This window comes from Streptosporangium sp. NPDC048047 (genome assembly GCF_040653115.1).
Taxonomy (GTDB): Bacteria; Actinomycetota; Actinomycetes; order Streptosporangiales; family Streptosporangiaceae; genus Streptosporangium.
In genome coordinates, this window is the sequence record NZ_JBEZNH010000017.1 from 72,972 (window position 1) to 92,070 (window position 19,099).

Annotated in this window: 19 protein-coding genes; 6 read left to right on the forward strand and 13 right to left on the reverse strand. The window is 71.3% G+C overall.

Annotation, left to right across the window (positions count from 1 at the left end; genetic code table 11):
• Window positions 1–83: 83 nt before the first annotated feature.
• Window positions 84–2,006, forward strand: a complete 1,923-nt coding sequence (locus tag AB0D67_RS17420; protein ID WP_362935860.1) for a glycoside hydrolase family 15 protein — start codon at window positions 84–86, stop codon at window positions 2,004–2,006.
• Here the strand turns inward: AB0D67_RS17420 and AB0D67_RS17425 are convergent.
• From AB0D67_RS17425 to AB0D67_RS17445, 5 genes are all read right to left on the reverse strand, one after another.
• Entirely contained in the window at window positions 1,963–2,808 is an 846-nt protein-coding gene (locus AB0D67_RS17425; protein WP_362935863.1) for a universal stress protein, read from the reverse strand. The genes AB0D67_RS17420 and AB0D67_RS17425 overlap by 44 nt on opposite strands.
• 175 nt (window positions 2,809–2,983) lie before the next feature.
• Complete coding sequence (locus tag AB0D67_RS17430) at window positions 2,984–3,280, reverse strand: hypothetical protein (RefSeq protein WP_362935866.1); 297 nt, start codon at window positions 3,278–3,280, stop codon at window positions 2,984–2,986.
• Between the two features lie 433 nt (window positions 3,281–3,713).
• Window positions 3,714–4,457, reverse strand: a complete 744-nt coding sequence (locus tag AB0D67_RS17435) for a phosphatase PAP2 family protein (RefSeq protein WP_362935869.1) — start codon at window positions 4,455–4,457, stop codon at window positions 3,714–3,716.
• Between the two features lie 15 nt (window positions 4,458–4,472).
• Complete coding sequence (locus AB0D67_RS17440) at window positions 4,473–5,225, reverse strand: phosphatase PAP2 family protein (protein ID WP_362935872.1); 753 nt, start codon at window positions 5,223–5,225, stop codon at window positions 4,473–4,475.
• 142 nt (window positions 5,226–5,367) lie between these two features.
• Window positions 5,368–5,751, reverse strand: coding sequence for a hypothetical protein (locus tag AB0D67_RS17445; protein WP_362935875.1), 384 nt, complete (start codon window positions 5,749–5,751; stop codon window positions 5,368–5,370).
• A 629-nt stretch (window positions 5,752–6,380) separates the two neighbouring features.
• Between AB0D67_RS17445 and AB0D67_RS17450 the strand changes: the two genes are divergently transcribed.
• From AB0D67_RS17450 to AB0D67_RS17460, 3 genes are all read left to right on the forward strand, one after another.
• Window positions 6,381–7,094 (forward strand): GAF and ANTAR domain-containing protein, encoded by a 714-nt coding sequence (locus tag AB0D67_RS17450; RefSeq protein WP_362935878.1) that lies wholly within the window; start codon window positions 6,381–6,383, stop codon window positions 7,092–7,094.
• A gap of 55 nt (window positions 7,095–7,149) precedes the next feature.
• Entirely contained in the window at window positions 7,150–8,244 is a 1,095-nt protein-coding gene (locus AB0D67_RS17455; protein WP_362935881.1) for a quinone-dependent dihydroorotate dehydrogenase, read from the forward strand.
• Between the two features lie 206 nt (window positions 8,245–8,450).
• Window positions 8,451–8,654 carry a heavy-metal-associated domain-containing protein gene (locus AB0D67_RS17460; RefSeq protein WP_362935884.1) on the forward strand — a complete coding sequence of 68 codons (204 nt, stop codon included), beginning with the start codon at window positions 8,451–8,453 and terminating at the stop codon, window positions 8,652–8,654.
• Here the strand turns inward: AB0D67_RS17460 and AB0D67_RS17465 are convergent.
• The 6 genes from AB0D67_RS17465 to AB0D67_RS17490 all read right to left on the reverse strand — a co-directional run bounded on the left by AB0D67_RS17465 (window position 8,636) and on the right by AB0D67_RS17490 (window position 14,678).
• The gene (locus AB0D67_RS17465) at window positions 8,636–10,294 is read right to left on the reverse strand and encodes a beta-N-acetylhexosaminidase (RefSeq protein WP_362935887.1); all 1,659 of its coding nucleotides are present in this window, start codon (window positions 10,292–10,294) and stop codon (window positions 8,636–8,638) included. The genes AB0D67_RS17460 and AB0D67_RS17465 overlap by 19 nt on opposite strands.
• A 57-nt stretch (window positions 10,295–10,351) precedes the next feature.
• Window positions 10,352–11,233, reverse strand: a complete 882-nt coding sequence (locus AB0D67_RS17470; protein WP_362935890.1) for an N-acetylmuramoyl-L-alanine amidase — start codon at window positions 11,231–11,233, stop codon at window positions 10,352–10,354.
• Window positions 11,234–11,301: 68 nt separating this feature from the next.
• A complete protein-coding gene (locus tag AB0D67_RS17475) occupies window positions 11,302–11,550 on the reverse strand; it encodes a hypothetical protein (RefSeq protein WP_179822413.1) in 249 nt (82 codons plus the stop codon).
• Window positions 11,551–11,675: 125 nt separating this feature from the next.
• A complete protein-coding gene (locus AB0D67_RS17480) occupies window positions 11,676–12,761 on the reverse strand; it encodes a LacI family DNA-binding transcriptional regulator (protein WP_362935893.1) in 1,086 nt (361 codons plus the stop codon).
• Window positions 12,762–13,297: 536 nt separating this feature from the next.
• Window positions 13,298–13,501: a developmental transcriptional regulator BldC gene (gene bldC / locus AB0D67_RS17485; RefSeq protein WP_013133571.1), complete on the reverse strand. Its 204-nt coding sequence runs from the start codon at window positions 13,499–13,501 to the stop codon at window positions 13,298–13,300.
• 319 nt (window positions 13,502–13,820) lie between these two features.
• Entirely contained in the window at window positions 13,821–14,678 is an 858-nt protein-coding gene (locus AB0D67_RS17490; RefSeq protein WP_362935896.1) for a hypothetical protein, read from the reverse strand.
• Window positions 14,679–14,886: 208 nt separating this feature from the next.
• On the opposite strand from AB0D67_RS17490, the gene AB0D67_RS17495 reads away from it, so the two are divergent.
• On the forward strand, window positions 14,887–15,990 hold the full coding sequence (locus AB0D67_RS17495) for a Glu/Leu/Phe/Val dehydrogenase dimerization domain-containing protein (RefSeq protein WP_362935899.1): 1,104 nt from the start codon (window positions 14,887–14,889) through the stop codon (window positions 15,988–15,990).
• A 150-nt stretch (window positions 15,991–16,140) separates the two neighbouring features.
• Window positions 16,141–16,368 carry a DUF3073 domain-containing protein gene (locus tag AB0D67_RS17500; protein ID WP_362935902.1) on the forward strand — a complete coding sequence of 76 codons (228 nt, stop codon included), beginning with the start codon at window positions 16,141–16,143 and terminating at the stop codon, window positions 16,366–16,368.
• A 134-nt stretch (window positions 16,369–16,502) separates the two neighbouring features.
• Here AB0D67_RS17500 and purM read toward each other — a convergent pair whose 3' ends face one another.
• Together purM and purF are read right to left on the reverse strand one after the other, a co-directional pair.
• Window positions 16,503–17,528 carry a phosphoribosylformylglycinamidine cyclo-ligase gene (gene purM / locus AB0D67_RS17505; protein WP_362935905.1) on the reverse strand — a complete coding sequence of 342 codons (1,026 nt, stop codon included), beginning with the start codon at window positions 17,526–17,528 and terminating at the stop codon, window positions 16,503–16,505.
• On the reverse strand, window positions 17,525–18,961 hold the full coding sequence (gene purF, locus AB0D67_RS17510) for an amidophosphoribosyltransferase (RefSeq protein ID WP_362935908.1): 1,437 nt from the start codon (window positions 18,959–18,961) through the stop codon (window positions 17,525–17,527). The genes purM and purF overlap by 4 nt, the downstream gene beginning before the upstream one ends.
• Window positions 18,962–19,099: the final 138 nt, after the last annotated feature.

The window sequence follows — 19,099 nt, forward strand, 5'->3', positions numbered from 1 at the left end:
CTACCTGCGGTTTCATGCCTAAAGTAGTGATATCGGCGTTCGTGATCAGCCGCTCCACGAGTCTCCGGGAAGCGGGGGCATCCATGACGACCAACCCGCCGCTGGGCGCCGGGCTCCACGAGTTCTCGCCCTTCCCGCCCATCGCGGACTACGCCTTCCTGTCCGACTGCGAGTCCACCGCGCTGGTGGCGCCGAGCGGGAACGTCGAGTGGCTGTGCCTGCCGAGGATGGACTCGCCCAGCGTGTTCGCCGCCATGCTGGACCGGGACGCCGGGGGGTTCCGGATCGGCCCGGCCGACCTCAGGGTGCCCTCCGCGCGCCGGTACCTCCCCGGCACGATGGTGCTGGAGACGAGCTGGGGCTCGCCGAGCGGCTGGATCGTGGTGCGCGACGCGCTGCTCATGGGTCCGTGGCACCACGAGGACGAACTTTCGCACACCCACCGCAGGGCCCCGACCGACTACGACGCCGCCCACGTGCTGGTGCGCACGGTGCGCTGCGTCAGCGGGGAGATGCAGGTCGTCCTCGACTGCGAGCCGGTGTTCGACTACGGCCGCAGGCCGGTCCGATGGGACTACACCGGCCAGAGCTACCACCAGGGCGTCGCCCGCGCCGACGGGACCGATCTGGAGCTCACGCTGACCACGGACATGCGCCTGGGGTTCGAGAAGGCGCGGGCCAAGGCGCGGACCCTGCTCCGGGAGGGCGAGACGCGGTTCTGCGCGCTCTCCTGGACCGCCCACGAGCCGCCCCGCACCTTCGAGGACGCGTACGGCAGGCTCGTGTGGACGGCCCACCACTGGCAGCACTGGCTCGCCAGGGGCGACTTCCCCGACCATCCCTGGCGCGGGTTCCTGGAACGCAGCGCCCTCACCCTCAAGGGGCTGACCTTCGCCCCGTCCGGCGCGCTGGTCGCGGCGGCGACGACGTCCCTGCCCGAGACCCCGGGCGGGGAGCGCAACTGGGACTACCGCTACACCTGGATCCGCGACTCCACCTTCGCGCTCTGGGGCCTGTACACCCTCGGGTTCGACTGGGAGGCCGAGGACTTCTTCGCCTTCATCGCCGACGTCGCCGAGCGCGACAAGGAGCTCCAGGTGATGTACGGCGTCGACGGGGAGCGCGACCTGTCAGAGCACGTCATCGAGCGGCTGAGCGGCTACGAGGGGGCCAGGCCGGTCCGGGTGGGCAACGCCGCCTACAAGCACCGCCAGAACGACGTCTGGGGCGCCGTCCTGGAGTCCTTCTACATCCACACCCGCTCCCGGGACCACCTCGACGAGCGGATCTGGCCGGTCCTGAAACGTCAGGTGCAGTCGGCCATCAAGTACTGGCGGGAGCCCGACCGCGGCATCTGGGAGGTGCGCGGCGAGTGCCGGCACTTCACCTCCTCCAAGGTCATGTGCTGGGTGGCGGTGGACCGGGGCGCGCGGCTCGCCCGGCTCCGCGACGACCCGAAGCTGGCGGAGGAGTGGCGGGCGGTGGCCGACGAGATCCACGAGGACGTGTGCACCTACGGCGTCAGCGAGCGGGGGACCTTCCGGCAGCACTACGGCACCGACGAGCTGGACGCGTCGCTGCTGCTCATCCCGCTCCTGCGGTTCCTGCCGCCGACCGACCCCCGGGTGCGCGCCACGGTGCTGGCCATCGCCGACGACCTGACCGTCGACGACCTCGTGCTGCGCTACGACCCCAAGGAGACCGACGACGGCATGGCCGCGGAGGAGGGGGCCTTCACGATCTGCTCGTTCTGGCTGGTGTCGGCGCTGGTGGAGATCGGGGAGTACACCCGGGCCCGCAAGCTCTGCGAGAAGGTGCTGTCCTTCGCCAGCCCGCTGGGCCTCTACGCCGAGGAGATCGACCCCTACAGCGGGCGCCACCTGGGGAACTATCCCCAGGCGTTCACCCACCTCGCGCTGATCAACGCGGTCATCCACATCATCCGGGCCGAACGGCGGCACGTCACCGAGAAGATGTGGCAGACCTCCGAGACGGAACCACTATGACCGTGCACGGCGCCTCGCGCAGCAGCGCCTGGCAGACCAGGCCGAGGGGCAGTTCCACCGGGTCGTCGTCCCCGTAGTCGCCGATCACCACCAGGCCGGCGTCCTCGGCCGCCCGGCGCAGCAGCCGCGTGTGGGGGCGGGAGTCCATGACGGTCTCGACCTCGACCCCGGGATGCTTCTCCTCCCACACCGAGATGTCGCAGTAGAAGCGCTTGGCGAACGGTTTGGGGTCGTCGGTGCCCGCGGGGCACAGGCAGAACGCGGACAGGGGAACGCGCCTGATCCGGGCCTCCTCGAACGCGACCTTCAGCTCGCCCCGCTCCATGCGGGTGCTCTCCACGCCCACCACCACGCGGCGCTCGCGCGACCGTGGGAGGTTTTTGACGACGGCCACCGGGCAGTAGGCGTGCGCGGCGAGCTGCGAGGCGGTCGAGCCGACGCGCAGCTCCTCGAACCCGCCCGCTCCGCGCTGGCCGACCACCACCAGGTCGGCGGCCGCGGACTCGGCCAGCAGGATGGCGGTCGGCGAGCCCGTGTCGAGGCGGCCCCTGACGTCCAGCCTCGGCGCCAGCCCCCGGGCGAGGTCGACTCCCCGGTCGAGGACGTATCGGCCCATGTGCGCCAGGACGTCCATCGTCGCGGGATCGATGAAGTTCACGGGGTACGGCTGCCGCCAGACGTGGCAGACGCACAGCGGGACGAACCGCATCCGCGCCTCCTCGACGGCCCAGCGCACCGCCTGCTCGCTCGCCTCCGAGCCGTCGTATCCGACGACGATCAGACCTTCGTCACGTGTCTGCATGGCATCCCCCGACCCGCTGTATGCCCCTCACCTCTATGTTTGCCCCGTTTGCCGGTTATAGCGCGTGTCGGGTGAAAGGCGAAGCGGCCGCGGCGGTCGTCCGGCGCGGCGGGTGCGATGGATCGGGGAAAGGGCCGGCCGAGGTGGAGGGGGCCGGCCGGCGGGGAGGGCTGGGTCAGGCGCGCACCATCGTGGCGTGCTCCGCGGGCGAACGCTCCTCCCGGGGACGGCTCTGCGGGGCGGACTCCGGCGTGGCGTCCCCCTCGGCGGAGCCGGGGCGCTGCGGCTGTGCGGCCTGCGCGGGGGCCTGCTCGGCACGTCCCCGCACCGGGTGGGCGGCGTCCGCGGCGGACCGGCAGGAGCAGTATCCGTTCGCCACGATCAGCCGGGCTCGCTGCGAGGTGTAGGCGTGCGCGTCCGCGGCGGGTGGGACGCCGTTGCAGGTGGCGCAGACGACGGGTTGACGATCCATGGGCGGGATTCCTTCCTGAGGGGGCCGCCGGACGATGAAGACCCGGTCGGCTGACTGCTCCTGCCCTGAGGAGAAGGAGTGAATCTCCTTGTCGGGACTTCCATCGTACTTCGTGTCATAGAGCGATCATGCGGATACAAAAAGTGATCTTGTAATCTGCCTCTGCTTTCCCGGAAGCCCGGTTCCGTCACTATAGGATTCCCCCGTGCCATAAGTCGAACTAGAGTTCGGCCCCGCCGAAGGCCCGCTTCTCGTGGACGTCCGGCGCGACATGCTCGGACCCCCGGACCCGGTGCCCGGGAGGTCTCCACCGCCCTCGCGACGCCGCCGGAGCGGGCCCGGGCGGCCGGGGAGCCCGCCGCGGTCGTCTCCCGGAAGCTCGGGGAGGAACTCGCCGCGGCGGGCGTCCGGGTGGCCGGTCCGGACGAGACCGCTATGTCGTGACCTTGTTCCCCGCGGGCCTCCCGGCGCCGCTCTTCGCCGTGTCCTGGGTGATGACGGGCCTCTCCCCTCCGATCGGCCGCCTCCGCAGCAGCGCGTTGGCGGCCACCGCGATGCACACCAGGCCGAGCAGGAAGCCCCAGCTCACATCGGTCAGGTGGTGCATGCCCCGGTACATCCGCGAGTAGGCGATCATCAGGGGGATGCCCAGCCCGACCGCCCACCACAGCACGTTGAGGATCTTGAAGCGGTGGGTGTGCAGGGTCATGATCAGCGCGAGGCCGCAGTAGAAGGCGACGGCCGCGCTGGTGTGGCCCGACGGGAAGCTGGAGGTGGGGGGCGCGGGGTCCAGGTGCTGCACCGTCGGCCGCTTGCGCTGGGCGAAGACGGTCGCCAGCAGGAAGATGGCCGACTGGGAGAAGACGACCAGCGCCAGGAACGCCGACTCGTTCCAGCGCTTGAACACCAGCCGGAAGACGATGACGAGCACCGCGGTGCCGACGATGATCGTCGGCATGTCGGAGAATCCGGTGAAGGTGTCCGTCAGCGAGTTCCAGAAGGCGTTGCGGCCCTTGACCATCGCCGCGTTGACCCCCTCGTCGTTCGCGATGAGGGTGGTGGTCTGCAGGACCTTGGTGATGAGGAGCCCGACGCCGATCGTCAGGGCCGCCATGAGGACCAGTGGCAGCAGGATGAGGCGCGCCACGTTCTTGAAGTCGATCGACGTTTTCGACATGGCGCGCGAGCTACCCTAAATCGTCTCCTCAGAACGTTCCGGCTCGACACCTTCCTTGTGCGGTTCGACCGGCCTGCGGCCTTCCTCGCGCCGCCAGCTCTCGAACCCGGCGACGGTCCCGGCGACCACCACCACGCCGAGGGTCACCCCGGCGGTCACGTCGCTGAGCCAGTGGACCCCGAGCGCCACCCGCGTGTAGGCGACGAAGACGGCGACGGCCGCCGCGACGGTCCACGCGGCCACGCGCGCGCCCGTGCTCCTCAGGTACGGCAGCAGGAGGAGCACGAGGACGCACACCCCCGTGGCGGCCGCCATCGCGTGCCCGGAGGGGAAGGACGCGCCCGGCGCCGTCGCCACCGGGTCGGGCAGGACGGGCCTCGCCCGGTTCACGATCTCCTTGACCGCGAGGTTCAGCAGCCCGCTGACGGTGATCGTGACCACCGCCCACACCGCCAGCCGCCGGGTCCCGCGGTACCAGAGCCACAGGGCCGCCGCCACCACCAGCGCCCGCCACACGTTCGGCCCCAGCACCTCGGTCGCCACGCTCAGGAAGTGCGTGTAGCGAGGTTCGGCGAGGGCGCGGGTGTGCAGGCTCCGCGCCACGCTCTCATCCAGGTCGTTCAGCGGGGTGAAAGAGGAGGCGACGAGCACGAGGAGCAGGATGAACGGCACGGCGAACAGCGCGACGAGGGCCACCGAGAGGGTGAGCCGCGTACCCAGACGGCGGTCCGACGCCTTGCTGTCATGGCGACTGGGCGACTTGAGCATTCATTACGGGTACCCGAGGACACCCGGATATGCGTGGAAGACCGTAAAAGTGAGAGGCCGTGAAGGGGGAGGCCGTGAAAGGGGAGATCGTGAAGGGCCGCCGTCCGCCGGTGATCCGGCCCGTGGCGCCCGGAGACCCCTGTCAGGCGGCGCGGCGGGCCTCGCGCCGGGTGGTCCAGCGCAACACGTCGCAGTGCCGCCGCTCGGCCTCGGCGAGGGCGGCCTCTCCGGCGTGGGAGTCGAGTACGGCGCGCAACCACGGCATCTGCTCGGTGACGTCCCGCCACGCCTGGGCCGGGTCGTTCGCGCCGAGTTCGAGCAGAGCGTCCAGGTGCGCCGCGTAGGCGGTCCACCACTGGCGGCTCAGCTCGGCGAGGAACCCGCCCAGGCCGCCGAACTCCCGCTCGATCTCCGGCTCCCACCACGGCGGCACGGTGGTGGCGCCGGTCTCCTCCAGGTCGCGGAGGATGACACGGGCCAGGGTGCGCCGGCGGTGGACTGCTACGGAACGCGACAGAGTGCTCATATGCCTCACTCTGCCGCCTTCCACTTGCCGATCACTTAAAACCCTGTTGACGGCGATTGCGGAACGTGCCAAGCGGTGTCGGGAGACGTGCCGGATCGTGCCCTGGGACGCGGCGGATCGGCCGCGCCGGGCACCGGACGGTGGCCCGCCGTAGGCGATTGGCCCAAGGCACCCGACGGCACTAGTCTTTGCCGCAGATCATTCCGCCTTGCGTCCGCGGAGCTGCCTCGGCTCGGAGGAAGCTTTTCCCATGGCTCAAGGTGATGGACCATCCCGGCCCGTCGGCTACGACCCGGACCCCCGGCGCGGAGTTCCCCGCGCAGGCGCGCGCGGGTGGCACGTCGACCGGCCGCCGGGAACCCGGCGGCCGGACCGCCCGTGACCGGACCCCCGCATCCGGGTCGCCCCGGTCGCCGGCTCCGGATTCGAACCCGCACCCGGACTCGGACCGACCCGGCTCCCGAGGCCGGACCGGCGGTGAACGGCGGCCCGTGAGATCCCGGGCAGGAGAGCGTCCCATTGGACTCGGGGTGACCGCCCCAAAGGTAATAATCGTTATTTCTCCTATTTCTGGGCAGTCATAACGCTCACGTCAAGTAGGTAGGCCGACGCTGAAAGGCGCCACACATATGACCCATGTCGATCCGGACTCACTGGTCGCGAGTCTCAGACGCCTCCAGACGGCCTCGTCCGCCCAGGGGAAGGGCATCATCCACCAGCTGGAGCGGGCCGTGGACGTCGTGGACACCCTCTTCGGCTACTCGGGCGCCGGCCTGATGTTCGCCGAGGAGGGCGGCAAACTGCGCTACCTGGTCGCCACCGACGACCGGGGACGCAGCCTCGAAGGCGCGCAGCTCCACCTCGGGCAGGGCCCGTGCGTGTCCGCCTACGCGGAGGACACCGCGGTCACCTCGACCGACGTCCGTTCGGACCGGCGCTGGCCGAAGCTCGCCGACCTGCTCCACCCGGAGGTGCGGGCGGTCGCCGGGGTCCCGGTGCGGCTCGGCGGCGACCCCGTGGGCACCCTGAACGTCTACCAGGCCGGACCGTACGAGTGGGACGAATCGGATGTCCAGGCCCTCTACGCCTACGCCGACGTGATCGAGCAGCTTCTCAGCGCCGCGATGGCCGCCGAGGAGAAGAGCGCCCTGGCCGAGCAGCTCCAGTACGCCCTGGACTACCGGGTCGTCATCGAGCGGGCCATCGGCTACCTGATGGGGAAGCACGACCTCACCGCGGCCCAGGCGTTCACCGGCCTGCGCAAGCGGGCCAGGGACAGCCGCCGCCGGGTGGCCGACCTCGCGGCCGAGGTGCTGGGCGAGGAGGCGGGCGAGCCGAGGTGAACGGGTGGCCCGCGGCGAGCCGTACCGCTCGCCGGGGGCACTAATCTGATCGGTGATGTATCGATTCGTGTTCACGCAGGTCCTCAGCCGCTTCGACCCGGAGGATGTGCACCATCTGACGGTCCGCGCGCTCCACCTCCTGTCGGCGACGCCCGTGGCCAAGCGGCTCGTCCACCGGCGGCTCGCCCCCCGCGACCCCGCCCTGCGCGTACGGGCGTTCGGCGTGCACTTCCCCGGGCCGTTCGGGCTGGCGGCGGGCTTCGACAAGGACGCCGGGTGCGTGGAGGCCATGTCCGCGCTCGGCTTCGGTCACGTCGAAGTGGGCACGATCACCGCGCACGCCCAGCCGGGCAACGCCAGGCCCCGCCTGTTCCGCGTCCCCCGGGCCCGGGGCATCGTCAACCGGATGGGTTTCAACAACGCCGGGGCGGACGCGGCGGCCCGGGCGCTGAGCCGGCCCCGGGGGGTCCCGGCCGTCGTGGGCGTCAACATCGGCAAGACCAAGGTCGTGCCCGAGTCCGAGGCCGTCCAGGACTACGTCACCGGCGCCCGGGAGCTCGCCCCGCTGGCCGACTACCTCGTCGTCAACGTCAGCTCCCCGAACACCCCCGGCCTGCGCAGCCTCCAGGCCGTCGAGCTCCTGCGCCCGCTGCTCGCGGCGGTCAAGGAGGTGGCCGACGCCACCCCCCGCCGCACCCCGTTGCTGGTCAAGATCGCTCCGGACCTGACCGACGACGAGATCGACGCGATCGCCGACCTCGCCCTCGACCTCGGCCTCGACGGCATCATCGCCACCAACACCACGATCCGCCGCGACCTGGACGCCGGGCGTAACGGCCGGGCCGACGAGCACTGGGACGAGACCGGCGGGCTGTCCGGCCGCCCGTTGAAGGACCGCTCGCTCGCGGTCCTGCGCAGGCTGCGTGCCCGGGTCGGCGACCGCCTGACGCTCGTCTCGGTGGGCGGCGTGGAAGACGCCGACGACGTCTGGGAGCGCCTGCTCGCCGGCGCCACCCTCGTCCAGGGGTACAGCGCGCTGATCTACGAGGGGCCGCTGTGGGCCCACCGGATCAACCGCGAGCTGTCCCGCCGGCTGCGCCGCCGCGGCGTCACCGACCTGCGCGAGATCATCGGCCTCACGGCGGACTGAGGCCGTACGGGGCGGACCGAGAGCCATGCCGGGCCGAGGGCCCACGGCGGACCGGGGGCCCATACCGGGTCGAGGCCGTACGGCGGGCTGAGGCGTACGGCGGATCAGGGTTGTATCGCGCGAATCGGGTATCGCGCCACCTGGACCGCGGCGCGCCGGTCCGGGCGGATACCCTCACCGGAGGAAAACGAGGGTTGGAGGCGCCGATGAGCGTGATCACGTATACCGTCACCGGGATGACCTGCGGACACTGCGTCAGCTCGGTCAAGGAGGAGGTCGGCGGGGTCCCCGGGGTCACCGGGGTCGAGGTCGACCTGGGAAGCGGCCGGGTCGACGTCTCCGGCGACTCCCCCGACGACGCGGCGATCCGCGACGCGATCAAGGAAGCCGGCTACGAGGTCGCCGGCTGACCCATGCTGGGCCGGGTGGAGTCGGCGAGGTGGGTCATCTCCTCCAGCCGCCGCATGACCTCCTCCACCTTGACGGCCCGCGGCCGGTGACGGCGGTGGCCCGCGCCGCCCAGCTGCCATGGGCGCGGCCCGGACGGCGGACGATACTCGACGCCCAGCGCGTCCAGACGCTCCAGGTGACCGGTGAGCCGTCCGGGGAGGTCGGCGCCGGCCGCGCCGGACCAGGTGACCTCGGCCAGCGCGCAGCCGCGGGGCCAGGCGCGGTAGTCCACCGCCCGCCCGTCGGGCAGCCGCTCGCTCCACAGCTGGAACTGCGCCCCCAGCACGTGCCCGCGCTGCCCGGCCGTCCACGAGGCGGGCGCCGGGTCGAAGGCCGCCACGTCCGCCACGGTGATCGCGTCACCGATGGCGATCGGCTCGTCCTCCGAGGCGGACTCGGCGTAGTCGAAGTACAGCGGGAAGACCGGCGTCTGCACCACGTCGTGGCCCGCCTCGGCGGCGCGCCGGGCCACCCCCGTCCCGCGCCAGGGCATCACGATCGTGTCGGGCCGCAGCGCGCCGCTGACGAACGCCTCGTCCCAGACGACCGCCCGGCTGCCCCGGCCCGCCAGTTCGTCGGCCAGCCGCCGCAGGAACCAGGCGTGCAGGTCGCTCGGCCGGGCGAGCCCCAGCTCCTCGCGGAACGCGGTGATGGCCGGGGAGGCGGCCCAGTCGTCGAGCACGCACTCGTCGCCGCCGATGTGCACGTAGGGCGTCTCGCCCAGCGCACCGAGCAGCTCGTCGAACACGGCGGTCAGGAACTCGATCGTCTCCGGCAATGGGGACAGGATCGCGGGGGAGATGCCCCAGCGGTCCAGCACGGCGAAGGGCTCGGGCTCCCCGCCGTCGGCGGCCCGCGCGCCGAGCGAGGGGTAGGCGGCGAGGATCGCCGAGGCGTGGCCGGGCACGTCGATCTCCGGCACGACCGTCACGGCCCTGGCCCTGGCGTAGGCGGCGATCTCCGCGAGGTCGGCGAGCGTGTAGTGACCGCCGTGCGGCACCTCGTCGAAGGCGTCCTCCTCGCCTCGGAGGCTGGTGATCGTGCGGGGCCGGTGCGAGCCGATCTCGTGCAGCCGGGGCGCGACGCGGCTCTCGGTCCGCCAGCCCTGGTCGTCGGCCAGGTGCAGGTGGAGCCGGTTCAGCTTGTGCGCCGCCATGAGGTCGACCATCCGCAGCACCTCGCGCTTGGGCAGGAAGTGCCGCGCCACGTCCAGGTGGACCCCGCGCCAGGAGAACGCGGGCGCGTCCTCGACCCGGCCGCACGGCACCGTCCAGGAGTCGCGGGTCGTCGCGGCGCGGAACGCCTCGGCGCCGAGCACCTGCCGCAGGGTCTGGCCCGCGTAGAACGCGCCGGCCGGGCCGCCGGCCGCGACCCGGACGCCCTCGGGCGTCACCTCCAGCGTGTAGGCCTCCTCGCCCAGCGCCGGGTCCTCCGTCATCGTGACCGGTCCGTGCCCGGCGGGACGCAGGTCCAGTGCGGGCAGCGCCCGCCGCAGGGCGTCCACCGGCCCGGCGGGGCCCGTGACGCCCGCCCCGGCGGGGAGGTCGAAGGACCCGCCGGCCGGATCGAAGCGGACAGGACGCGGCAGAAGGTCAGTCATGCCTTCAGATCATGCCAACTCCGACCGGACCACGCACCCCCGGGATCGCGCCGCGCGTCACTTCAGGTAGGTCTGCAGCCCGGCGGCCAGCGCGGCGGCGGCCCGCTGCCGGAACTCGGCGCTCTTCAGCTTGGCGGCGTCACCGGCGTTGCGCATGTTGCCGGTCTCGATGAAGACCTTCGGGACCGTGGAGAGGTTCAGCCCGCCCAGGTCGCTGCGGAAGCTCAGCGCCTTGGAGCCGATGTAGATGGAGTACGGGACGCCGGTGCCCGAGCGGTAGGCGTTCCTGATGTCGAGGCCGAGCCGCCGGGAGTCGGCCACCACCGGGTCGACCGGTCCGCCGATCTTCTTCGGGATGATCACGTGGAAGCCGTGGTCGGCCGGGCCCGCGCCGTCGGCGTGGATGGAGATCGCCGCGTCGGCCTTCGCCTTGTTGCCGATCGCGGCCCGCTCGGTGATGCAGGGGCCCACGCCGTCGTTGCCGTGCCGGGTGAGCTTCACCGTCGCGCCCCGGCTTTCGAGGATCTTCGCCAGCCGCCGGGAGACGTCCCAGGTGAAGGCGGCCTCGCTGTAGCCGCTGTCGGTGGCGGTGCCGGTGGTGTCGCACGCCTTGCGCTGGGTCAGGACGTCGACCTGCTTGTTGATCTTCGCTGGGTACTTGTAGTTCATCCCGTTGTGGCCCGGGTCGATGACCACGGTCTTGCCGCTCAGCGGCTTCGCCGGGGTGCTCCCGGCCGCCGGCGGGGTGGTCCGCGCAGCGGTCGCCGTGGTCGCCGGGGTCGTCTCCGTCGCGGGGCCGCTCGGGGCCGCCGCCGGATTCGCCGCGCGGGGCGCGGGCTCCGCGTCGCGCGCCGGGCCCGCGGCGGCGGCGCCGCCACCGCACGCGGCGGCGCTCAGGCCGCAGGCGACGAGAACCGTCGCCAGTGCTTTGCTGGTCACGCTCATCCCCCTCGAAGGAGTCGTCAACCACCCAACTTACGTGGCTCGGAGCGTGACCGGCGCCACCGTCACCAGACGTGGTCGCCCATCTCCTGCTTGGTGAGGAGCGAGGCGAGCTCCCGGGCGTCCTCGGCGTCCAGCCCGAGGACCACGCGCGGGCGCCCCCACGGGTGGTCGATCGAATGGGCCACGTAACTCGCCACGGACTCGGCGCCGACGTCCCCGGCGCGGCCTCGGGCGGCCCTCCAGTGTGCCCACGCCCGCTCCAGCTCGGCGGCCGCGCGCTGGGCGCATGAAACCAGTTCTGGATCACGCATCGTCAACCCCCTCCTGTCATCCAGGAGTGAACACCGGTGGCTTGCCGCCACTTCGGGGGTTGACCAGGTCTTGACGGGAATCTGGGGCCCGCCTGGGCGCGGTGCGGCGCATCCAGGCGGGCGCCTCAGTCCGGAGCCGGGCCGGTGGTGCGCCGTACGACCAGCTGCGGTGTCACCTGGCGCAGCCGCGAGGCCTTGCCGGGGTCGCCGATCCGGTCGCTGAGCAGTGCCGCGGCCGAACGGCCCATGTTCCGGCGCGGCTGCTCGACGGTGGTCAGCGAGATCGGCGCGGTCCCCGCGAGGTGGGTGTTGTCGTACCCGACCACCGACAGGTCCTCGGGCACCCGCAGGCCGAGCTCGGCCGCCGCGGTGAGCACGCCCATGGCGACCGTGTCGTTGGCGGCGAAGATCGCGGTCGGCCGGGGGGTGCGGGTGAGCAGGACGCGCGCCGCCGCGGCGCCGCCCTCCTCGGTGCAGTCGCCCTGCTCGACCATGATGTACGGCGCGAGCGCGCGGCGGCGCATCGCGACCAGGTATCCCTCGCAGCGGAACCACCCCGAGGAGAACCGGGAGCTCTCGATGTGGGCGATCCGGCGGTGGCCGAGCTCCACCAGGTGGTCGATCGCCAGGCGGGCGCCGAGCTGGTCGTCGTCGACGACGATGTCCACGCCGCCGAGGTCGGTCTCCCGCTCGCCCACCACGACCGTGGGCGTGTAGGAGGTGGCCTCGATCAGCGTCTCGCTGGTGGGCGCGATGCCGAGCAGCACCAGGCCGTCCACCCGCAGCTCCAGGAACGCTCCCACGGCCTCGTCCTCGAAGGCGGGGTCCCACTGGCTGTTGCCGATGAGCAGCCGGAGCCCGTCGCCGTGCAGGCTCTCCTGCAGGCCGTCCAGGAACTCGGCGTAGAACGGGTTGTGCAGGTCGGCGACGAGCGCGCCGACCAGATGGGTGCGGCCCTCGACGAGGCTGCGGGCGACCGCGTTGGGCCGGTAGCCGAGCTCCCTGGCCGCCTGCAGTACGGCCTGCCTGCGATGCTCGCTGACGTGCGGCGACCCCCGTAGGACGAGTGACACCAGCGATTTGGAGACACCGGCGCGTTCGGCGACGTTACGGATCGTCGGTCGCGGGCGGGGTCCGTAGCCGTCGGGCGCGACGGGCTCGGTGAGCCCTCGGGCTCGGGTGGCGGTGGCGTTGATCGGCGGACCTGACATGGCTCTCCCCCGTGATGGTGGATGGGCACCTGTCACTCAAAACGATCGAGAACCCGATGGGGTACGGCCTGTGTTCAGGAAGTCCGATCATGCGATGGCCGCGGTCGTCCGGCCCCGCGGGCGGGCCCCGGGCGGAGTGCCGCGCGGAGGGAGCCTCCGACCAGGCAGGACATCGCCGATGAGGATCGACGAGGGTGTCGTCCGCGCGGCGTGGCGCGCGGGGAAAACGGTTGCGGGCCGCCGGACGGATCCGGGAGGGTCCCCTCAGCCGGTTACGGAGCGGATACGGAACGATTCACCGGACAGACCGGACGGCGCGCGACACGCGCGGACGGTACGGCTGTCGCACGACACGCACGACACACGCGGAGCTGACACACGCGACACGCACGACACGCACGGACGGTACGGCCGGCACCGTGCCGGGGCGGCGCCGGGCGGGCGGCGCCGCTCCCCACACAACCGGTGTGGTCTGCGCGCCCACGATGTGAGCGCGCGGTTGGTCCCCCTAGTTTCTGAAGCGATCGATCCCCGTCTTACTCGGAACGCTGTTGCGGAATCCCCGCGAGCAGCGCCCGGACCTCGGTCTCCCGGTAGCGGCGGTGACCACCCAGGGTGCGGATGGATGTCAACTTGCCCGCCTTCGCCCACCGTGTGACGGTCTTGGGATCGACGCGGAACATGGTTGCGACCTCCGCCGGGGTGAGCAGCGGCTCTGCCTCGGGTGTACGAGCTGACATTTGTGCGGCCTCTCCTCCATGTGGACCGGCGACAGCGATCCTGCGACTTGACGCTTGTCACGGATGTCCGCTTATGGCCCCTTGCGTGCGGCTGTTCGGACCATATGCGGCATCACCCGATGTGACCATACAGCCACGTAGAGCGATTGGCGAGCCTTTGCGGGGCTCATCTCTCTTGTGCACCTGTTGTTGTCACGCTCGGTGATTCTAGCGACACGTTTCGTGGTATCGCAGTGAAAACGGCAAACTACTCAGTTCGTAGATGTGTCACCGGTCATCGACTGAACTACTTATGCAGGTCAGAGGGATGATTTGCGACTCAGTTTGCTGATTCGAGAAGTTGTATTGATCTCCAGCGGAGAATCACCCGCCGGTACATGGTGAAGGCCGACTCTTCCTCGCCGGTTTCCAGACCCGTCAGAGCCGCCGAGATCTCCGCGACCGAGTGGTCGGCCTGCAGCGTGTCGTCGTCCATGAGGTGGACGATGCCGCCGTAGTCGAGCTCCACCAGCGAGTGGGGGTGGAACTCCTCCAGCCAGCGCGCCACCTCCTCGACCTCGGAGACCAGCGCGGCGTCGCCCACGTGCCTGCGGACGATCTGCAGGGCGCGGGCGCTGCGGCGCCTGGCGTGGGCCATGGACGTCACGTAGATCAGGTTGCGCGTGGTGGTCGCGCCGCTCCCTGGCCGGCCGTCGTCCAGGACGAGCCACCGCTCGTTGTGGTCGAAGGGGACGAACCACGCCGTGGGAACGTGCCACGTCGAGGTCCGGATGTTGGTGCGCAGCGCGGCCGAGCCGCCGCGCCGCTTGAACCTGTCGAAGTCGTCGGCCGTCTGCTGGGAGACGGTGAGCGGCACGAACCGCTCCGCGAGGCGGGGGGGCGTCGCCCCCCGGAACCGTGAGAAGGCCAGCCACGACCTCAGTCGGCTCTGCCAGGGACAGACGTACAGCACGTCCTCCACGCGCCTGAGATAGGCGTTGGGGCTCTCGTGGGGAGGAGCGGGGGCCGGGGGCACGCCGAGCAGGCGCCGTACCGCCTCGCCGTGCTCGGCGCGCAGGGCGACCGCGCGGCGGGGCCGGTCGGAGGCCTCGGCGTAGGCGGTCCAGGACGCGCGTTCCCGTGGGGCGAACGCGGCCAGCGGTTCGTAGACGCGGAGGTAGGCGGCATAGGGCAGCACGACCGTAATCGTGTCATGAAGGACCGCTCCCTGTCCGGTGCCGACGCCGTGCCCGCCGGACGGGCCCGGCGTCGGCCCGTCGCCGTCCGGGCGTCCCACCTGGTGGAAAGGCGGGGTTTCCTCCTCCGCCGTCCCTGAAGTTGTGGTTACCCTGAGACTGATTTCCGCCGCGACGGAGCGGCGGACCTGACGACCGGGAGTCACCACAGTGACCGACGTCTTCGGGCTGTCCCACCAGGACACCAGCCCCTCGAACGGCCAGACCAAGCACGAGCAGGTGGTTTTCTGCTCCGACGAGCGCAGCGGTCTGTACGCGATCATCGCGATCTACAACACGGCCCTCGGGCCGGCGCTCGGCGGCACCAGGTTCTACCCCTACGAGAGCGAGCAGGCGGCGCTGGCCGACGTGCTCAACCTCTCGCGGGCCATGGCCTACAAGAACGCCCTGGCCGGACTCGACCTCGGCGGAGGCAAGGCCGTCATCATCGGAGACCCGTCGGCGGACAAGAGCGAGGCGCTGCTGCGCGCCTACGGCCGGTTCGTGCAGTCGCTGGGCGGCCGTTACTACACCGCCTGCGACGTCGGCACCTATAGCGAGGACATGGACGTCGTGGCCCGCGAGTGCTCCTTCGTGACCGGCCGCACGCCGGCGCAGGGCGGCGCGGGCGACTCCTCGATCCTGACCGCCTTCGGCGTGTTCCAGGGCATGCGCGCCGCGGCCGAGCACACCTACGGCTCGCCGAGCCTGCGCGGCAGGCGCGTCGGCGTCGAGGGCGTGGGCAAGGTCGGCCACCGCCTGGTCGAGCACCTCCTCGCGGACGGCGCCGAGGTCGTGATCTGCGACGTCAGCGAGCAGGCCGTCGAGCGGGTCAGGTCGCGGCACCCCGAGGTGGACGTCGTCGCCGACAAGGCCGAGCTCACCGGGGCCGACGTCGACGTCTACGCGCCGTGCGCGCTGGGCGGGGCGCTGGACGACGAGACGGTCGCCCGCCTGCGGGCCGGGATCGTCTGTGGCGGGGCCAACAACCAGCTCGCCCACCCCGGGGTGGAGAAGGAGCTCGCCGAGCGCGGCATCCTCTACGCGCCCGACTACCTGGTCAACTCCGGCGGGGTCATCCAGGTCGCCGATGAGATCGGCGGTTTCGACATGGACCGTGCGAAGGCAAAGGCCACCCAGATCTACGACACGACTCTCAAGATCTTCGCCATGGCCGCTGAGGACGGGGTCCCCCCGGCGGTCGCAGCCGATAGGCTTGCCGAACGCAGAATGTCGGAAGTCGGGCGAATTAGGGGCATTTGGCTGGGCCACTAGCGCCTCGCGCCCATACGGCGTACCGAGCCGGGCGTAAAACAGGTACGGTTGTAGTCGAACGAGAGCTGACGCCTCAAGTCAGGTGGCGTCAGTGCGTGGTGCGTTAGCGACGAGGGGTCGGGCACGACCCCACACGAGGGGGTCGAGCCAATGGGGCGCGGCCGAGCAAAGGCCAAGCAGGTCAAGGTTGCTCGCCAGCTGAAGTACAACAGCGGTGGCACTGATCTTGAGCGTCTTCGCAACGAGCTCGGGGTCAGGGACGACTCCAACCACGGTGACGACGCCGACGACGCCTACGACGAGCTGGCGGATCGCTATGCCGATTACGCCGACGACTTAGACGACGACCGCGACGGCGGCTCGTCCGGTCGCCGTTAGGCAGAACTTCAGACCGAGTATGAGCGGGACACCCGGTGGCCTCGGGCCACCGGGTGTTTTCTCCGTCTTCTGACCGAAGAGCGCCCCGGATCCCCGGGGCGCTCTTCGTCGTGTCTGGCGGTGGCCCGTCGTATCTAGCGGTAGCGGGCCAGGCCGGAGCCGGGGACGACCTCGCCGAGCACCCAGGCGGGGAGGTTCCGCTCCGCGAGCAGGGCGAGGGCGGCGTCGACGGCGTCCGGCGCGACGATCGCCGCCATGCCCACGCCCAGGTTGAAGGTGCGGTCCATGTCGGCCCGCGCCACCCCGCCGTGCCCGGCGAGCACCTCGAAGATCGCCGGAGGGGTCCAGGAGGACCGGTCGAGCAGGGCGTCCAGGGTCGGCGGCAGGGACCGCGACAGGTTGCCCTCCAGGCCGCCGCCGGTGATGTGGGCGTAGGCGTGGACGTCGACGGAGCGGGCCAGCTCCAGGCAGTCGAGGGAGTAGATCCTGGTCGGCTCCAGCAGCTCCTCGCCCAGCGTCCGGCCCAGCTCGGGGATCTCCGCCTCCAGGGAGAGACCGGCCAGCTTGATGATGTGCCTGACCAGCGAGTAGCCGTTGGAGTGCACGCCCGAGGAGGCCAGGGCCAGCACCACGTCGCCCTCGCGGACACGGGCCGAACCCAGCATCGCGTCGGCCTCCACCACGCCGGTGGCGGCGCCCGCGAGGTCGTACTCGTCGGCGCCCATGGCCCCGGGATGCTCGGCCGTCTCACCGCCGATCAGCGCGCAGCCCGCGAGGCGGCAGCCCTCGGCGACGCCGCCCACGATCTCGGCGATCCGCTCGGGGACGACCTTCCCGCAGGCGACGTAGTCCGTCATGAACAAGGGCTCGGCGCCGCACACCACCAGGTCGTCCACGACCATGCCGACCAGGTCGATGCCGATCGTGTCGTGCTTGCCGAGCGCCTGCGCCAGCATCACCTTGGTGCCGACGCCGTCGGTGGAGGTGGTCAGCAACGGCCGCCGGTAGGACAGCAGCGCGGAGGCGTCGAACAGGCCGGCGAAACCGCTCGGGTCGTCGACCACTTCGGGCCGCCGGGACCGCGCGACCTTCGACTTCATCAGCTCGACGGCGCGCTCGCCGGCGTCGATGTCGACGCCGGCCGCGGCGTAGCTGGTCACAGCTTGGCCTCCAGGACGTACTTGCCCACGTTGTCGCGGTCGATGGGAATCGGGTACACGCCGTCGAAGCAGGCCCGGCAGAGCCGCTCGGCGGGAAGCGTGGTGGCCCGGGTGAGGCCCTCCATCGAGATGTAGCCGAGGGAGTCGGCCCCGAGGGAGGCGCGGATCTCCTCCACGCTGAGCGAGCCGGCGATCAGCTCGGCCCGGGTGGCGAAGTCGATGCCGTAGAAGCAGGGCCAGGAGACCGGCGGGGAGGAGATCCGGACGTGGACCTCGCGCGCGCCCGCCTCGCGCAGCATCTTGACGATCGCCCGCTGGGTGTTGCCGCGCACGATCGAGTCGTCCACGACCACCAGGCGCCTGCCCGCCACGACCTCCTTCAGCGGATTCAGCTTGAGCCGGATGCCGAGCTGGCGGATCGTCTGGGACGGCTGGATGAAGGTCCGGCCGACGTAGGAGTTCTTGACCAGGCCCTGGCCGTACGGGATGCCGCTCTCCTCCGCGTAGCCGACCGCGGCCGGGGTGCCGGACTCGGGGGTCGGGATGACCAGGTCGGCCTCGACCGGGTGCTCGCGGGCCAGCACCCGCCCGACCTCGACGCGGGTGGACTGCACGCTGCGCCCGGCGATCGTGGTGTCGGGGCGGGCGAGGTAGACGTACTCGAACAGGCAGCCCTTGGGGTCGGCCGCGGCGAATATGCGCGAGCGCACGCCGCGCTCGTCGATGGTGAGAAGTTCGCCCGGCTCGACCTCGCGGACGAACGTGGCGCCCACGATGTCCAGCGCCGCGGTCTCGGAGGCGACCACCCAGCCGCGCTCCAGGCGGCCGAGCACCAGCGGACGGATGCCCTGCGGGTCTCGGGCGGCGTAGAGGGTCTTCTCGTCCATGAAGACGAGGGAGTAGGCGCCCCTCACCTGGGGAAGGAGCTCGGACGCGGCGTCCTCGATGGGCTGGCTGCGGTCCTGCGCCAGCAGCGCCGCGAGCACCTCGGTGTCGGTGGTCGCCCTGGTCGAGCCGGGGGCGAGGCGCCGCGACAGCTCTGGGGTGTTGATCAGGTTGCCGTTGTGGGCGAGCGCGAGCCCGCCGTCCTCGGTGGAGCTCAGCGTCGGCTGGGCGTTCTCCCAGACGCTCGACCCGGTCGTCGAGTAGCGGCAGTGGCCGACGGCGATGTGGCCGCGCAGCGTGCCGAGCACCGACTCGTCGAAGACCTGGGCCACCAGGCCCATGTCCTTGTAGACGAGGATGCGGCTGCCCTCGCTGACCGCGATGCCCGCGGACTCCTGCCCGCGGTGCTGCAACGCGTACAGCCCGTAGTAGGTGAGTTTGGAAACTTCCTCTCCCGGCGCCCAGACACCGAAGACGCCACAGGCGTCCTTCGGCGGACGGTCTTGGGGATCAAGGTCATGGCTCAGCCGGCCGTCGCCCTTCAGCACATGCCTCAGTCTAGGTCGGCCGAATCGCTGCTCGTGCTCCGGGGGGCGTCCGGCCTTGGCCGAACTATGATCTGCCGTTTGCCGTGTCGGACTGTTTCGGGGCACAGGCCGGGGGGAGTGTGAGGTATCCGGCATATC